Consider the following 15,500-nt stretch of genomic DNA (forward strand, 5'->3'; position numbering starts at 1 on the left):
CTCAGATGCCATCTTTTGCGGCGTTACAGCATAGTGTCCCAGCCGGAACCCCATGTGAAATAGTTGTTTCTTGAAAGTCATATCGATAAATCAGATAGCGCTTGATCGCTGCTCAACGCCGGGCAATGCAGTCACAGCAACGCCCGGTGTGAGGGCGATTACGCCCAGTGAGCAACGCTGCGCTTTTCGAAGCTCTCGCGGAACTGGGCGGTGGTTTTTTCCAGCACCTCGCCGCTTTCCCAATCCAGAATGACGGCAAAACGGCGCACTGCATCGAGGGAATTGATCTCTCCGGCTTTGTATCGCGCGGATACCGTATGCGGATCCATCCGCGCCCAGTCCTTGCGGTTTGCTCTTATTTCGGCGCGTGCAGCCTGTGTCGCAGACGGGTCGATCTCATATTTGCAAAGATCGGGATCGATAGCCTTTACAACCACACCGTAATCGACTTTCGCACGCTCGATCGACACGTAATCGTCAATCACATCTTCCATCACGTGGACGGGATCGCGCTCCAGCGGATCTCCAAACCCACCGCCGCCTGCTGTCGGCCGAGCAAATTCATCACCGGTAAACACGGGATAATCGGAAAACACGGAACCGAGCCACGTGTCGGCATCCTCACCGGCGCGGCGGATGGTCAGGCCGTGTGGCATGGAGGGAAGTCCGCCTTCCACACCCCAGACAACGGCCCTTTCGCGGTCGCAGATATAGGACATGACCGCGCCTTCTGCCTCCAGTAACAGAGACGTTTTTTGCACACCGACGCCACCGCGCCATTTGCCCGGACCGGCAGAATCCCGCTTGATCTGGAACTCAGTGGTGCGGGTCGGATTGACGCGCTCGTTGCCTTCATTGGGCTGAGACATCAACCCGGTTCCGAAACATGCCGTCGTCACGTCAGCGCCATCCTTACCGTTGCGACCGCCCCAACCGCCCGGCAGCCACTCATAAAACATGAAGATCGGCTTTTCAGGCTTGCGCGCATCCCGGCCACCGGCCAGCAGATATTCAAGGTTGAATGCGCAGGCGATGGCGCGTTCCGGCATGATCTGCGACCACATCTCGAAAATGGCGTTCATGATCTTTTCGAACGGCATGAGGAAGCCGGTCACGGCAACTGGCCATTCAGCACTGACGACGCTGTTCTTCGGCGCCGTTACCCGGATCATTCGGTAAAAACCACTATTGAGGGGAAGATCGGGAAAGAACGTCTTCATGCCCGCAACCACCGCTGAGAAGGTCGCGCCGGGAGCGGAGTTGTACATGGAGGCGATTGTGGCGTGACTGCCGGTGAAATCGTAATGAACCGCATCGCCCTTGATCGTCATCTTGATGCGGATTGGAATCATGCCTTCCCCGGCACCCAGATCGCGATCTATATAGTCGACGGTTTCCCACGTTCCGTCTGGCAATTCGGCCAAACGTTTACGCACCGCCCGCTCGACATAGTCCTGCACCTCTTCCATGCCGCGCGTGACCTTGTCGCGACCGTATTTCTTCGTCAGTCGCAACAGTTCGCGCTCCGCCGCCTGCGTTGCCTGCGCCTGCGAGTGAATGTCGCCGATGATGGAGGCAGGGTCGCGGGTGTTGGCGGCAATCATGTTGGCCACATCAGAGCAGAAGCGTCCCTGGCGGAACAGCCGTACCGGCGTGATCCGCAATCCCTCGCGAAACATGTCTCGCGCCGTTACATCGAACGATCCGGGGACAGAGCCACCAAGATCGGACCAGTGGCCGTTGGATTGCGCAAAGCCGATCAGCTTGTCTTCATCGAAGATGGGCCGCACCAGCCGCACGTCACTGAAATGCGTACCACCCGCATAGGGGTCGTTGATCGCGTAGACATCGCCGGGAGCCATATCGCCTTCAAAAACGCGGATCACCTCTTTGCAGGTGTTGTGCAGGGTGCCGACATGGACAGCGATGTCGTAATTGCCCTGCGCAACGGAGTTGCCGTCAGCATCGTGCAGCGCGTTGGAGAAGTCCCTGTTATAGATGACGAAGGAATAGCAGGTGCGTAGCATCTGCTCGGCCATCTGATCGACGGTGGTAATGAATGAGTTCTTCAAAACCTCGAAGGTAACAGGATCGAGGCCGTTTTCCGTTTCCGCAAATTTGGTCATTTCTCAGCCTTTCGTTCCGATCAGAATGTTCAGGAAAGCGTCAACCCTCGCGCTCATGCCTGGTGGGACGACCGTGGTGGAATCAAATTGTTCGACTATGGCGGGGCCAACGAACATTGCGCCTGCCTCGAGAATTTCACGCTGATAGATCGCTGCTTCATGGGATACGCCATCGAACCAGACTGCACGGCGGGCGATCGGCTCCGGTGTATGATCCCTCACCTCGTATTTCGGCAAATCAGCCTTGGGCACGATACCGGCGGCCTTGATGGCGATGCGAAAGACCGATACCGGCGCTTCGTCGCGGCGGTAGTTGAACTCCCGCTCATGCTCTGCATGGAATGCCTCGATCAGCGCGCCGATGCTATCGATTTTGGGCGGTGCGTTGACGGCAAGCGAGCGCCATTGGCCCTGATACATCATCTCCACCGTGCGCTGCAGTGCCATGTCGCCGGGCGCGATACCTTCGTGAGACAGCCGCTCGGTCGCCTGCATTTCCATGCGCTGGAACGCCGCTTCCATCTCATCTGGCGAAACTGCGGAGGCGTCCGCCATGAAGCTTTCGGAAAAATCATGCTGCACATCCACCAGCAGGCAGCCGAGGGCAGAGGTGACGCCAGGATTGGGTGGAACGATAACGGTTGGAATGGAAAGCTCTCTGGCAACCGCTGCCCCATGCAACGCGCCAGCGCCACCGAAGGCAACAAGGGCAAAATCGCGCGGGTCGTAACCCCGGCTGACGGACAGAAGACGAACGGCATTGGCCATATTGGCGTTGGCCACGGCAATGATGGCTTCGGCAGCTTTGTGAAGGCTCATGCCGAAGGGTGTCGCAACCGTTTCCTGAACGGCCTTCGCCGCAAGGGCCGGGTCAAGTGTGATCTTGCCGCCAGCAAGGCTGCTACCCAGCCGCCCCAGCACCACATTGGCGTCCGTGTTCGTAGCAACGGGATTACCGTTACGATAGCAGGCGGGGCCCGGATGGGCTCCGGCAGACTGAGGGCCGTTGCGCAGCGAGCCGCCTTCGTCCTGCCAAGCCAGAGATCCACCACCGGCACCAATCGTCAGAACCTCGATCGATGGAAAGCGGATCGGATATCCATATTCAATGTACCAATCCTTGGTGATGCGCGACTGGCCGTTCCATGCCAACGAAACATCCGTGCTCGTGCCGCCCATATCGAAGCCGATGGAGTTGGGAAAACCGCAGAGATTGCCGATGAAACGACTGGCGATGGCCCCAGCGGCAATGCCGGAACCCGCAAGGCGGGCGGAAAACTCCTTGACGCTTGCGGGCGTCATCACGCCGCCGCCTGAGTGTAGAAGCAGCAGATCGCGGCGGTACCCGCCCGCCGCTAGCTTATCGCTGAGGCGCGACACGTAATCGACAACCACCGGCGCACAGACGGCATTCGCCATCGTCGTGGAAAAGCGCTCATGCTCGAAAATTTCCGGCATCACTTCGGAAGAAACCGAGACCGGAATATCCGGCATGACCTGTTTCAGAATATCACGCATGCGCCGCTCATTGGCGCCGTTAACGTAGGAGTTCATGAAGCAGACAGCGACCGACTTCACCTCACGCTTCTTGAGGATTTCGGCCACGCGAATGGCGTCCTCTTCATTCAGCACCTCCAAAATCACACCCTCTGCGTCCACACGTTCGCGCACGGTCAGGCGATCACGACGTGGAATATAGGGCTTCGCGACATCCTTGTAGGTGTCCCAGAGGTCTTCCTTGTTGGCCCGCCGGATTTCAACAACATCACGAAATCCTTCGGTGCACACCATGGCAGCCCGCGGCAGGCGGCGTGTGATCAACGCATTCGTTGCGACCGTTGTGCCATGAGAAAACATCGTGACCTCGGACAGGTCAATGCCGGCCTGCTCCACACCGTTCAGAATGGCGCGCATCGGATCGTCAGGCGTCGAGCCGGTTTTCTCGATACGGATCGCACCGGTATCCTCATCCATGATGCAGATATCGGTAAAGGTTCCGCCGACATCCACGGCAACTCTCGTCTTTGTCATACTCGTGTCCTTAAGGCTGTTTGAGGCCGCAGTTTCCCTGCCCGGCCACACATGCTTGTGGCCGAGGTCGACATTTTCTTGGGAGGAGTGTTTCTACCGCGTCAGTGTCGCTGCATATCCGCGAATGATCGCGCTCGCAGCACTGCCTCTCGACGCGTGTCGCTTGGCGAACATCCAAATCTGGTCCGGTAGTGTCGGCAGAACTGCGACTGGTCAGCAAATCCCCAACGATAGGCGATCTCGGCGATTGTCGCGGTATGGGTTACCGACATCAAGTCTTCAGCGCAGTGGTCGAGGCGGCTATCACGGATGAAGCCATTGATCGACTTGCTGCTTTCCTGAAACAGGCCTTGCAGATAGCGCAATGATATTCCGCCAGCATCCGCAACGGCCTGCGGCCCTAGCGATCGGCTCTTGATATTGTCGCGGATATATTGCTCGGCGCGGTGCAGGTGCCCCGCCCGTATGGAGGAAATGCTGCTGTCCAGAACCCGGTCGTCACTGACGATAGACAGACAAAGCATTTCGAGAATGTGCCTGCCAGTCATTTCTCGTGCCGCCTCGCTGAGATCGGCGACATGCCCGATTGTGGTGCGCACGGTATCGAGAAACAGCGCGGCAACGCCGCTCGTGCCATCGAAGCTTAAGGCACTGAACCTGTCGGTCGAGCCGATGCGCGAGCGGACACTGGCGGATGGCACTTTCAGCACCCACAGAGCATTGGGCCGCCCATGCCAGAATTCATAGGGCGCATCACCGCGTTCCAGCAAAAACCCGCCAGGATCGCATTTGACGCTGCGCGAACCTTGCGAAAAGTTGATTTCGCTGAGTTCTGGAATGGAAACCAGAAGGCTTGCATCGCTCTCGTTGAGAAAATGACGGCGATGTCGGCGATAACGCACGCCGTCACACTGCATCCGCGAAACACCCACGAGACCAAGAGACCAGGTTTCCAGTTGTCCGGTGAATTCCCGCCGACTACGATACTCCGTATCCAGCGGAAAGTATGTTTCTGTCACTGCGGCCTGCCAGGCATCACCTCCAGCAAGACCGCCGACATTATCGACGACGTATCTCATTCTTCGATATTCCCCTGTGGTCCGGCTTTTCCGGTTCCTTTTATTGAGTTCAAGATACATCAATTTCGGGGAGCGTATTGCTAAAAAACGCACAAGTTTCTGAACCCAGCCGCATCGGCCATGTCGGCGGAGATGTTATGCGCTGACTGAACGACCTCATTTCCGAAGAGACTGAATGTAGCCGCGCCAGCCACCCAGTTGGGTGATTTCCTGCGCCCCGGTCACTGCATGCGCTTCGCACAGGAAGCCGGAGACCTGGCTGCCATCGTCCAGCGTGATCTTGCCTATGCCAAGCGGGGCTGGAATATTCTGGACGAAACGACCGAATGCATCGGGCGTGATTTTCCACACCTCGATCTCAAGTCCTTCGCCGAGAAAACCAGGCTCTCTGATAAGGCCGGGCTTGGGTGGCGTGGTGTTGGGAAGCACGAACAAACGATAGTCGCCCGCCGTTCTGCATGTCTTGATGAGAATACCGCCGGGACCGGTCAGTTCGTGGTTCAGCGGCATACCGGACAGATGTGCGCCAACAACGACAATCGGCACCAGCCCGTCATCTGATACGGCCACGCGGGAGGCTTCGGGATGTGCGGCATTCTATCCTTGCCCATACCGCAGGCCACCGCGCGATGAAGCGCATCGGCGAAGGGTGCGAGCGCGTCATCTGAGAAGGAGGGGCCGAACAATGTTACGCCCGATGGAAGATGATCATCGGTGTCGAAACCAGCGGGTATCGCAATTGCCGCATAACCGAACAGGTTGGCAAAATTGGTGTATCGCCCGAAGTGACCGTTCTTTGCGACAGGGTCGGCCAACATCTCTTCCACCGTGTAGGTGGTCGGTGATGTCGGCAGCATCAGCATATCGACCTTTTCCCATTCCTTCAGCGTCAATTGCCGCAGGGCTTCCAGCCTGTAGAGACCTTGGAAAGCATCAACGGCGGTGTAGGCTTCTGCGCCAGCTATGATGCTTCGAACCGTAGGATCGAAGTCTTCGCTGTTTGTCGCGAAGAAATCCTTCACAGCCGCCAGCCGTTCCGCCACCCATGGCCCGTTGTAAAGGAGTTCTGCAGCTTGCCGGAAAGGCGCGTAGTCGAATTCCACGATCTGCGCGCCGAGCGCGTTGGCCCGTTCGATGGCGGCATCATACAGCGCTTCATAGGCGGCATTGCCATAGAATTCTCGTTCGGAATGAGCGAGGACACCGACCTTCAATCCAGATGTGGGAAGCGTGATGGGTTTGGCTGTTTTCGAGAATGGATCGGCAGCGTCATATCCATCCATGACCTTGCGAACCGCCACGCCATCCCCCACCGTTCCGGCAAATACGGTGACCACATCGACGGAGCGGCAGGCGGGAACGACGCCGACATTCGGTACCAGCCCCGGTGTCGGCTTGATGCCGACGAGGTTGTTGAAGGCGGCGGGAACACGGCCCGACCCTGCCGTATCCGTTCCCAGCGCAAAGCAGGCAAGACCGGACGCGACGGCGACGGCTGACCCGGACGACGATCCACCAGATACATAGGCCTTGTCGAACACCGAACGCGGCGCGCCGTGGGGTGAGCGTGTGCCGTTCAGACCAGTAGCGAATTGGTCGAGGTTCGTCTTGCCGATGACAAGCGCCCCTGCTGCCTTCAACCGCGCGACGACTGTCGCATCCTGTTGCTGATCATAGGCAAAGGCCGGGCATGCCGCCGTCGTTGGCAACCCGGCAACGTCGATATTGTCCTTCACAGCAAATGGTACGCCCCACAGCGGCAGGCTATTGACTAAGGGCGCGCGGGCCATGAGTTCCCGCGCGGCGGCACGCAACGCCTCTGCCGGGGTCTTGGTAATGAAGATGGCCGGATCATCACAAGCGTCGATGCGAGCCAGCACTTCCTCCACCAGATCAAGTGGTGTAAGGCCGTTGGCATATGCCTGTTTCAGTGAAGTGAGATCGAGAAACATGGGTAGCATCAGATTGTCTCCAGAACGATGAGGACATCGCCTGCCTTGACATTACGGCCCGGTCCGGCGCGAAGCTCGCGGACGCGGCCCGGCGCATGGGCGGTGACGTTGATTTCCATTTTCATGGATTCGATGATGGCGAGTGTTTCGCCTGCATCAACCTTCTGGCCTTGCTCGACCAGAACCTTCCAGACATTGCCCGGTACGGCACTTTCGATACCGAAGCATCCTTCTGCGATGTCGCCACCAGCGCCGACGCTTGCGCCTTCATCGGGCACGAAACTGTCGAGGCCCTGTTCTTTCCAGCGCTGACGCTCGGCCTCGAATGCTGCCTGTTGCCCCGCTTTGAAAGACCCGATGCCGGAGGCGTCTCTCACGAGATCTGCCTCGTAATCCGCATAGGAAAATTCGCCCTCGTCAATGCGGATGGGATAGCCGCCATGCGGAAAGGCGGCGCGTGCTTCCGTCAACTCCGCATGCGAAACGGGGAAGAACCGCACCTGATCGAAAAAATCCAGCAGCAATGGCTTGTCTTTGCCGAAGACCGGCGTTTGCCGCCAGGTGTTCCACATCTGAATGGTGCGGCCGAAAAGCTGGTAACCACCCGGTCCTTCCATACCGTAGATGCACATATACGCCCCGCCGATGCCGACGGCGTTTTCCGGTGTCCATGTGCGGGCCGGATTGTACTTCGTCGTGACTAGGCGATGGCGCGGATCGAGCGGCGTGGCAACCGGTGCGCCGAGATAGACATCGCCAAGGCCCATGACCAGATAAGAGGCGTCGAAGATGGTGTCTTTCACCGCCTGCTCATCCGCAAGCCCGTTGATGCGGCGGATGAACTCGATGTTGGAGGGGCACCAGGGGGCGTTAGGGCGTACAAGTTCCTGATATTTGCGCATCGCAAGTTCAGCGTCCGGGTCGTTCCAGGATAGCGGTAACCACACAGTCCGGCTTGGTACCTTCACAGACTGCACCGAAGGCATGCCATCCTCGATATCGGACAGCAGCCCAAGCAACCTCGTGCGGGCAAGGCTCGATCCATCATAGTGGATCTGCAAGGATCGTATGCCGGGCGTGAGATCGATCACGCCGGGCAGTTTGGCTTCGTTGACAGCCTGCATCAGCAGATGCGCGCGCAACCTCAGGCCCACATCGAGTTGCATCGAACCATATTCGACCAGCAGATTGTCATCGCCCTGGCGACGATAGGTAACGGGAACCTCGGCATCTTCACGCCGTGCGAGAATGGGCGAACCGGCGTCATCCGAGATACGCTTGGCGACCGGTCCGGCAATCGGGTCCTGCGCACGGGCCACCGGGTGGAAGCGGATTTTGTCGCCGGGCTTGAGTTGCCCCATTTTCCACTGCTCATCGGCTGCAATGACGGCAGGGCAGACGAAGCCGCCCAGCGAGGGTCCATCAGGTCCAAGGATGATAGGCATATCGCCGGTAAAATCGATGGAGCCGATGGCATAGGCATTGTCGTGCAGGTTGGATGGGTGAAGTCCAGCCTCGCCGCCATCCGTGCGCGCCCACTTCGGCGCGGGGCCGATAAGGCGCACGCCCGTGCGGGCAGAGTTGAAATGCACCTCGTAGTCTGTCGAAAACAGCGTTTCGATATCGTCCTCAAGGAAGAAATCGGGCGCACCGTGTGGGCCGTAGACGACACCAACGGACCATTCGCGGGTCAGGTCCACAGGTTCCACCGCGGGCGTGATCTCTGTCTGCACCGCTTTTGCAAGGCGCAACACCTGGCCTGCGCGCAATGGTCCGGTGGCGTTTCCGCCGAACTGGCCAAGCCCGAAGGTGGCGCGGGAGCCGAGCACGACGGGCGCATCAAAGCCGCCGGAAACGGCAAGATAGGCCCGCTGCCCTGCACCTTTGATCTGCCCGATGGCAAGCGTCTGTCCCGCATGTATGCGATGGGGAACATTGTGATCGACCGGTTCGCCATCCACGGTCATCGGCATGTCGGCACCCGCCAGCGCCACGGTGGCGTCTGTGAAAAATTTCAGGACCGGCCCCGACACGGTAAGCTCGAGTGCTGCAGTATAATCATGATTGCCGACGAGGCGGTTGGCGTGGCGAAAGGAGCGCTCGTCCATCGGGCCGCTGGGCGGAACGCCGACATTCCAGAGGCCAAGACGGCCCGGAAGTTCCTGAAGGCTGGATTGCGCACCGGATGAAATCACCTCCACCACATCAGGCACGAAGGCGAAATCTTTGAGCGCAGTCGTTGCCACATCGCCGCTGCCGAACAGGTCGGATTTGGTAATGGCATTGAGATAGTCGAGGTTGGTTTCGATACCGGAAATCGATGTTGCCGATAGCGCCTTTTTCAGCGCGTTGATAGCGTCCTGTCGCGTGTCACCCGTCACGATGATCTTGGCGAGCATCGGGTCGTAAAACGGCGTGACCTCGGTTCCCGTCTCGATCCAGCCATCCACCCGCACATCCGGTGGAAAGACGACCTCGGTCAGCAGCCCCGCACTGGGCCGAAAATCCGCGTGCGGCATTTCCGCATAGACCCGCGCCTCGATTGCCGCGCCCTTCAGCATAAGATTGTCTTTGCCGGTCAGAACATCCTCACCGGCAGACTGGCGGATCATCCATTCGACCAGGTCGATGCCGAAAACCGCTTCTGTTACGGGATGTTCGACCTGCAAACGGGTATTCACCTCGAGGAAGTAGAACGCCTGACGCGCAGGATCGAAAATAAATTCTACAGTACCTGCGGATTGGTATTTGACCTGCGTACCCAAAGCCACAGCGGCCGCATGAAGCTTCTCCCGCATAGCAGAAGACAAGCCCGGTGCAGGTGTTTCTTCGATGACTTTCTGATTTCGCCGTTGCAGCGAGCAATCACGCTCACCCAGCGCAATAACCCTGCCCTCGCCATCTCCGAAGATTTGAACCTCGACATGGCGCGCCTTGGCGACGAAGCGTTCCAGATAAACGCGGGCATCGCCAAAGCTTGCCTTGGCCGTGCGCTGGACGCTTTCGAACGCTGCTTTTAACGCTGCCGCGTCGTCACACAGTTGCATGCCGATGCCGCCGCCACCAGCCGTGGATTTCAGCATCACCGGATAGCCGACGCTATCAGCGGCAACCAGCGCCTCGTCAACCGAGGCCAGCAGATCCGATCCTGGCAGCAGCGGAACGCCGCTTTTCTTCGCCAGCGCTCGTGCCGTGTGCTTCAAACCGAACTCAGCAATGTTTTCCGGCTTCGGGCCTATGAAGACAATGCCTTCGGCCTTCAGTCTTTCAGCAAAGCCGATGTTTTCAGAGAGAAAACCATAGCCGGGATGCACCGCCTGAGCGCCGGTTGCCTTACAGGCGGCAATGACGGCGTCGACATTCAGATAGCTTTCCGCAGCCGGTGCGGGACCGAGACGAAACGCTTCGTCAGCCATCAGCGTTGCCTTGGCAAAACGGTCGGCATCGGAATAGACGGCAACGGACGCAATGCCCATGAGCCGCAATGTGCGAATAACGCGAACCGCGATTTCACCGCGATTGGCGACCAGAACTTTGGTGAACATGGCGATCAAGCCTCCCCATTCCAAACCAGAACGCGGATCGGCGTCGGGTCAAAACCGTTGCAGGGATTGTTGATCTGCGGGCAGTTGGAAATGACGAGCAGCACGTCCATTTCAGCCTCCAGTTCCACGTAATCACCCGGGGATGAGATGCCATCGACTATGGTCATACCGCCGTTGGGGGAGATCGGAACGTTCATGAAGAAGTTGATGTTGGCGGGAATATCACGCTTGCCCATGCCGTATTTTGCGACCTCCGCCACGAAGTTGTCGCGGCAGGCATGCAGATATTTCGTACCGTGCCCGAAGCGTACCGTGTTGCTCTCGCATGAGCAGGCGCCGGCAGAGGTGTCATGCCGCCCGCAGCTGTCTGCCGTCATGCGCAACATGACCCGGCCTTCGCTCGACATAACTTTCGTGCCGGTGGAGATATAGGCGGCATTCTGCTCGCGCACCGTATCCTGGCTGGAATAGCGCTCGGAATAATCGTCTGCGTTATAAAACAGCGTATCGATGGCCTGCTGGCCATAGCTGTCTTCGATGCGGACCGTCTGACCTTTGCGAATGATGGTCGAAAACGGCTTTTCGGCTGCGATGTAATGGTCCTGCGCGGTATTTTCGAGCGTGCGGGACGGAGCGGTCTGGATGAAATTGGTCATGATCGGTCTCCCCGGCTCAAAGTTCGGCGGCTGCATTGTTTTCAAAACCCCGGATCGCCTCTGCGCTCGCGGTGCGGCAAAGATCGTCGGCGGCAACGGTTGTCGCGGCGATGCGCGTGATCGTCACCGGGTTGGGCGCATAGGCAGGGTTCGGATCGAGCGGGTGTGGGCAATTGGACAAGCCTACGACCATGTCCATCTCGGCGCGCAGTTCCACATAATCGGCGCCGTTGAGGAGCGCCGAGTTCCAGAAGAAACGGCCTTCCGCATCTACGCGCACGGGTGCAAACAGGGTCAACGCTGCAGGAATATCGCGCCGGTCGAGACCGATCTTCATGGCGAGTTTGACGAAATTGTCGCGGGTGTCGCGCAACTCGTGGCCTTGATAGCGGGCATTGGTTGCAGCGTTCGAACCGCCCACGAGGCAATCATGCGCGCCAGACGAATCTTCGGTGATAGAGAACATGACCCGGCCCATGTCCGAGAAGATGACACGGCCTTTGGAGAGCCCTGTCGTCCACTGCATCTTGACCGTATCGGGCAGGTTCATGCGTTCCGAGGTGTCGCCACTGGCCCAGGCAATGAGTGCAACAGACGAAAAGCCGTGTGTGAGGCTGACGCGCAAAACCTCTTCGCGTTTGACTTTCGTGGACCAGTACCAGCCACCGGGAATGACCTCACGATGGATGACTCTGGCTTCATCGACTGGAATTTCTGGGAAATCGCTGAAGCCCGGCAAGGCCTTGGGCGCGAAATTCAGCCCCTTTTTCTGGTGTTCTTCGTAGCGCGCACGGTTGGCAGCGATGTCTTCAGGCGAACGTCTTAGGTGCATGAGCCTGCTCCATGGGTTAAGTTCGGGTCGTCCCGCTTGTTTTTTGCCCGTAATGCCGGGTCGTCCCGGCGGGCGTTCAAAGCTGTCAGTCGGTACTTGCCGCCCGGCGCGTCGGCCAGATGTGGAGATCGCGGGTAATCGTCGCGCCGTAGCGCATTTTTTCTTCCGGGCGGTCGCGCGGTCTCTCGAACGCGACCACCCGCGTGGCCAGCGTAAAGGCCTCGCGCATGTCATGGGTCACCATGACCACCGTCATCGGCGTCTCGTTCCACAAGCGCTTCATCAACTGGTGGATTTCCGCCCGAGTGCCGGGATCGAGCGCGCCAAAAGGTTCATCCAGCAGCAGTACTTTGGGTGGCATCAACAGTGCCTGCGCCAAGGCAAGACGCTGCTGCATGCCGCCGGAAAGCTGCGCTGGATATTTGTTCTCGGTGCCTTCAAGACCAACATCGGCAATCATGGCGCGGGCATCTTCAATGGCCGCACGACGTGCGGAACCGAACAGTCTCCCCGCAAAAGGGGCTGCCGTAAGCTCTCTGCCGATCAGCACGTTGCCGAGAACCGTGAGATGCGGAAACACCGAATAACGCTGGAACACGACGCCTCGGTCGGCCCCCGGTTCTGGCGACAAGGGCTGGCCATCCATGAAAATGGCTCCCCGCGTTGGGCGCTCCTGTCCGAGGATCATGCGCAGGAAAGTGGTTTTTCCGCAGCCCGATGGCCCAACCAGTGCCACGAAAGCACGGGATTCGATCTCGAGCGAGATGTTTTCCAGAACGATCTGGTCGCCATATTCCTTCCAGACGTTGTCCATCCTGATCGCGCTCATGCGTTTGTCTCCGTGGCCGACCAAGGGAATACGGCAAGCCGCAAACGCTCCAGCAGCCAGTCGGTCAGAACGGCGATCAGGGTTATCCAGACGACGTAGGGAAAGATCACATCCATCGCCAGATAACGGCGCACGAGGAAAATGCGGTAACCAAGCCCGGCATCCGCTGAAATGGCTTCAGCCGCGATTAGAAACAGCCATGCCGGTCCAATCTGCAAACGTATGCAGGTGATAAGGCGCGGTAGCACCTGCGGAAGAACGACGCGAAGCGCGATCTGCCAGGAATTTCCGCCCAAGGTTTCGGCCTTGATGATCTGTTCACGCGGCAGTTCCAGCGCTCGTAGCGCCAGATCGCGGATCATCACGGGAGTGACACCGATGACGATCAAAGCCACTTTTGATACTTCGCCCAGACCCAGCGCGATGAACAGAATGGGCAGCAAGGCCAACGGCGGCACCATGGAGATGGCACCGACGAATGGCGATAGCAGCGAACGCGCATAGGGCAACATGCCGATTAACATGCCAACGATCAGCGCTATCGCGGTTGCGATGCCAAGACCAGAAAACAGACGGATGAGACTGGCGATCGTATCCGTCCACAAAACGATATCGCCTGTGCGGGCATCCGGTATGAAAGCCATGCGGTTGATGGCGTCTGCAAAGCCGGTCAAGTCGGGCAGCAGCTTGTCATTGGCGTTTTCTGCTAGTCGCGTGGCCGAGCCGATGGTGTAGGCGATGAGAACTGCGGCAAATGGCAAAGCTGCAAGGGCAAGCCGCCCTCCGCTTGAAGGCCGTGTGTTGATCCAGCGCATGGAAAAGCTCCTGATTGAGGCTTTATCACTATGCCGGGCGCATATCGCCCGGTCGCGAGGTGTCTGGCGTTGAATGCCTTACAGTGCGCCCTTGGCGGCCGCGTCCATATATTCCGTGGTAAAGCGGAACTTGATGTTGTCCTTGTCGCCGTGAACTGAACCATCCGGGAAGGCGATGCCGATGACATCTGCAGATGGCGCGCCATTGCCCAGAAGGCCTTTTTCGAACAGGAAGTTGCGAACGAGATCCATTGTCTTCGGAAGATTGGGCGAAGCGGTAAACGCGACCGCGTCTGCGGCTTTATCGAAAAGCTTGGTTGCGGCCATCTGCGCTTCGAAACCGGCAATATCTGTTCCCGAGGCCTTGCCCATCGTCTCGCGTGCGGTTTTGCCTTCAGCGCTGTCTGCGGTCATCACCTTCATCGTGTCGTACCAGATGCCTGCAAGCGCCTTGCCGAAATCCGGATTGTCCTTCAGCAAGTTGGTGTTGGCGACCATGAGATCGATGATTTCGCCGGGGATTTGCGCGCTATCGAAGACTTTTTTGGCCGATGGCGTTTCCATAATGGTCGAGACCAGCGGGTTCCATGTAACGACAGCGGAAACGTCAGGCGTCTGGAATGCGGCAACCATATCCGCGTCCGAGGTGTTGACGACTTTCACATCGCGCTCGGTGGAGCCGATGCTTTCCAGTGCGCGGGCGAGAAGATAGTGCGAAACGGAAAATTCGACCAGGTTGACGTTCTGACCCTTGATATCGGCAAGGCTCGTCTTGTCTTTGAGGATGACGGCGTCATTGCCATTGGAGAAGTCACCGACGATGACGGCAGTGGTATCGACACCGCCAGCGGCTGGAATGGAGAGGCCGTCCATATTGGTCAGCGTCACGGCGTCATAAGCGCCCGCCGTATATTGGTTCATCGATTCCACATAGTCGTTGAACTGCGTGACTTCGATGTTGATGCCGTATTTGTCCGCCCATTTCTTGACGATGCCGTGATCGTTGGCATAGCCCCACGGCATCCAGCCGACATAGATGGACCACGCGACCTTGAAATCCTTCTTCGGTGCGGCCTGCGCCGCAAAGGCGCTGGAGAGAGCCAGCGACGCTGCAAGTGCGGTGATGGAGATGGAGATGATTTTTTTGACTGTTTGCATGGTATTCCCCTTTGCTTTTCTACAAAAAGGGATCGGCACGAACCAACGCAGCCAATCCCTTGGCTAACGAGGTCTCCCGGGCTTTTGTCCCGCCGTGCATCCGGGCAGGATTTCTCCCCACCCAGTGGCTGCTCTCGGACCAGTCACGCACAATGCGCCGGAACCCTAGCGGCCAACTCTGATGTTTTGATACAAGCAAATGGCGTGCCAGATGCAAAAACCGCGCGTTTTTCCGGTATTAAGGAGGCAGAACAGCACGTTCAATTTCCGTTTGATGAAATTTGCAGCACGCAAGATGTCATGTGCCCACGAAATAAACCGTGCTTGAAGCACATCTATTCCATCTCGAGTGACGTCATTCAATAAGGCCGCAAGGGTTTTTGTTGTGCAACTGCCTCTGGCTTCATATCCTACCTGAACTGGTCGTAAAAAACATGCGTCCAATACGGGAGGTAAAGCGTTACCGTCTGCAACGAT

At 58.2% G+C, this 15,500-nt stretch carries 9 protein-coding genes, 1 pseudogene and 1 riboswitch; all 10 genes and pseudogenes read right to left on the minus strand.

Going from position 1 to position 15,500, the window contains the following annotated elements; genetic code table 11:
- Positions 1-158: 158 nt before the first annotated feature.
- Positions 159-2,126, minus strand: coding sequence for a hydantoinase B/oxoprolinase family protein (locus ATO67_RS08165; protein WP_067646661.1), 1,968 nt, complete (start codon positions 2,124-2,126; stop codon positions 159-161).
- Positions 2,127-2,129: 3 nt separating this feature from the next.
- Positions 2,130-4,157 carry a hydantoinase/oxoprolinase family protein gene (locus ATO67_RS08170; RefSeq protein ID WP_067646664.1) on the minus strand — a complete coding sequence of 676 codons (2,028 nt, stop codon included), beginning with the start codon at positions 4,155-4,157 and terminating at the stop codon, positions 2,130-2,132.
- Between the two features lie 101 nt (positions 4,158-4,258).
- On the minus strand, positions 4,259-5,236 hold the full coding sequence (locus ATO67_RS08175) for an AraC-like ligand-binding domain-containing protein (protein ID WP_067646668.1): 978 nt from the start codon (positions 5,234-5,236) through the stop codon (positions 4,259-4,261).
- A 156-nt stretch (positions 5,237-5,392) separates the two neighbouring features.
- Positions 5,393-7,197: pseudogene (atzF, locus tag ATO67_RS08180) on the minus strand (allophanate hydrolase).
- The gene (gene uca / locus ATO67_RS08185; protein ID WP_067646670.1) at positions 7,197-10,733 is read right to left on the minus strand and encodes an urea carboxylase; all 3,537 of its coding nucleotides are present in this window, start codon (positions 10,731-10,733) and stop codon (positions 7,197-7,199) included. The pseudogene atzF and the gene uca overlap by 1 nt, the downstream one beginning before the upstream one ends.
- Positions 10,734-10,738: 5 nt before the next feature.
- Positions 10,739-11,389: an urea amidolyase associated protein UAAP2 gene (locus ATO67_RS08190; protein ID WP_067646673.1), complete on the minus strand. Its 651-nt coding sequence runs from the start codon at positions 11,387-11,389 to the stop codon at positions 10,739-10,741.
- A 16-nt stretch (positions 11,390-11,405) separates the two neighbouring features.
- Positions 11,406-12,221, minus strand: coding sequence for an urea amidolyase associated protein UAAP1 (locus tag ATO67_RS08195; RefSeq protein WP_067646676.1), 816 nt, complete (start codon positions 12,219-12,221; stop codon positions 11,406-11,408).
- A gap of 85 nt (positions 12,222-12,306) precedes the next feature.
- Complete coding sequence (locus ATO67_RS08200; protein ID WP_067646679.1) at positions 12,307-13,050, minus strand: ABC transporter ATP-binding protein; 744 nt, start codon at positions 13,048-13,050, stop codon at positions 12,307-12,309.
- Entirely contained in the window at positions 13,047-13,865 is an 819-nt protein-coding gene (locus tag ATO67_RS08205) for an ABC transporter permease (RefSeq protein ID WP_067646682.1), read from the minus strand. Before ATO67_RS08205 ends, ATO67_RS08200 begins: the two co-directional genes overlap by 4 nt.
- Before the next feature lie 78 nt (positions 13,866-13,943).
- Positions 13,944-15,023: a putative urea ABC transporter substrate-binding protein gene (locus ATO67_RS08210; protein WP_067646687.1), complete on the minus strand. Its 1,080-nt coding sequence runs from the start codon at positions 15,021-15,023 to the stop codon at positions 13,944-13,946.
- A 71-nt stretch (positions 15,024-15,094) separates the two neighbouring features.
- Positions 15,095-15,203, minus strand: a riboswitch (guanidine-I (ykkC/yxkD leader).
- Between the last annotated feature and the right edge of the window lie 297 nt (positions 15,204-15,500).

The organism is Agrobacterium bohemicum (assembly GCF_001562555.1).
GTDB classification, from domain to species: Bacteria; Pseudomonadota; Alphaproteobacteria; order Rhizobiales; family Rhizobiaceae; genus Agrobacterium; species Agrobacterium bohemicum.

Excerpts from the sequence above, each read along its gene's own strand:
- ATO67_RS08165 (WP_067646661.1), bottom strand. The coding sequence starts at position 2,126 with ATGACCAAATTTGCGGAAACGGAAAACGGCCTCGATCCTGTTACCTTC.
- ATO67_RS08170 (WP_067646664.1), bottom strand. The coding sequence starts at position 4,157 with ATGACAAAGACGAGAGTTGCCGTGGATGTCGGCGGAACCTTTACCGAT.
- ATO67_RS08175 (WP_067646668.1), bottom strand. The coding sequence starts at position 5,236 with ATGAGATACGTCGTCGATAATGTCGGCGGTCTTGCTGGAGGTGATGCC.
- uca (WP_067646670.1), bottom strand. The coding sequence starts at position 10,733 with ATGTTCACCAAAGTTCTGGTCGCCAATCGCGGTGAAATCGCGGTTCGC.
- ATO67_RS08190 (WP_067646673.1), bottom strand. The coding sequence starts at position 11,389 with ATGACCAATTTCATCCAGACCGCTCCGTCCCGCACGCTCGAAAATACC.
- ATO67_RS08195 (WP_067646676.1), bottom strand. The coding sequence starts at position 12,221 with ATGCACCTAAGACGTTCGCCTGAAGACATCGCTGCCAACCGTGCGCGC.
- ATO67_RS08200 (WP_067646679.1), bottom strand. The coding sequence starts at position 13,050 with ATGAGCGCGATCAGGATGGACAACGTCTGGAAGGAATATGGCGACCAG.
- ATO67_RS08205 (WP_067646682.1), bottom strand. The coding sequence starts at position 13,865 with ATGCGCTGGATCAACACACGGCCTTCAAGCGGAGGGCGGCTTGCCCTT.
- ATO67_RS08210 (WP_067646687.1), bottom strand. The coding sequence starts at position 15,023 with ATGCAAACAGTCAAAAAAATCATCTCCATCTCCATCACCGCACTTGCA.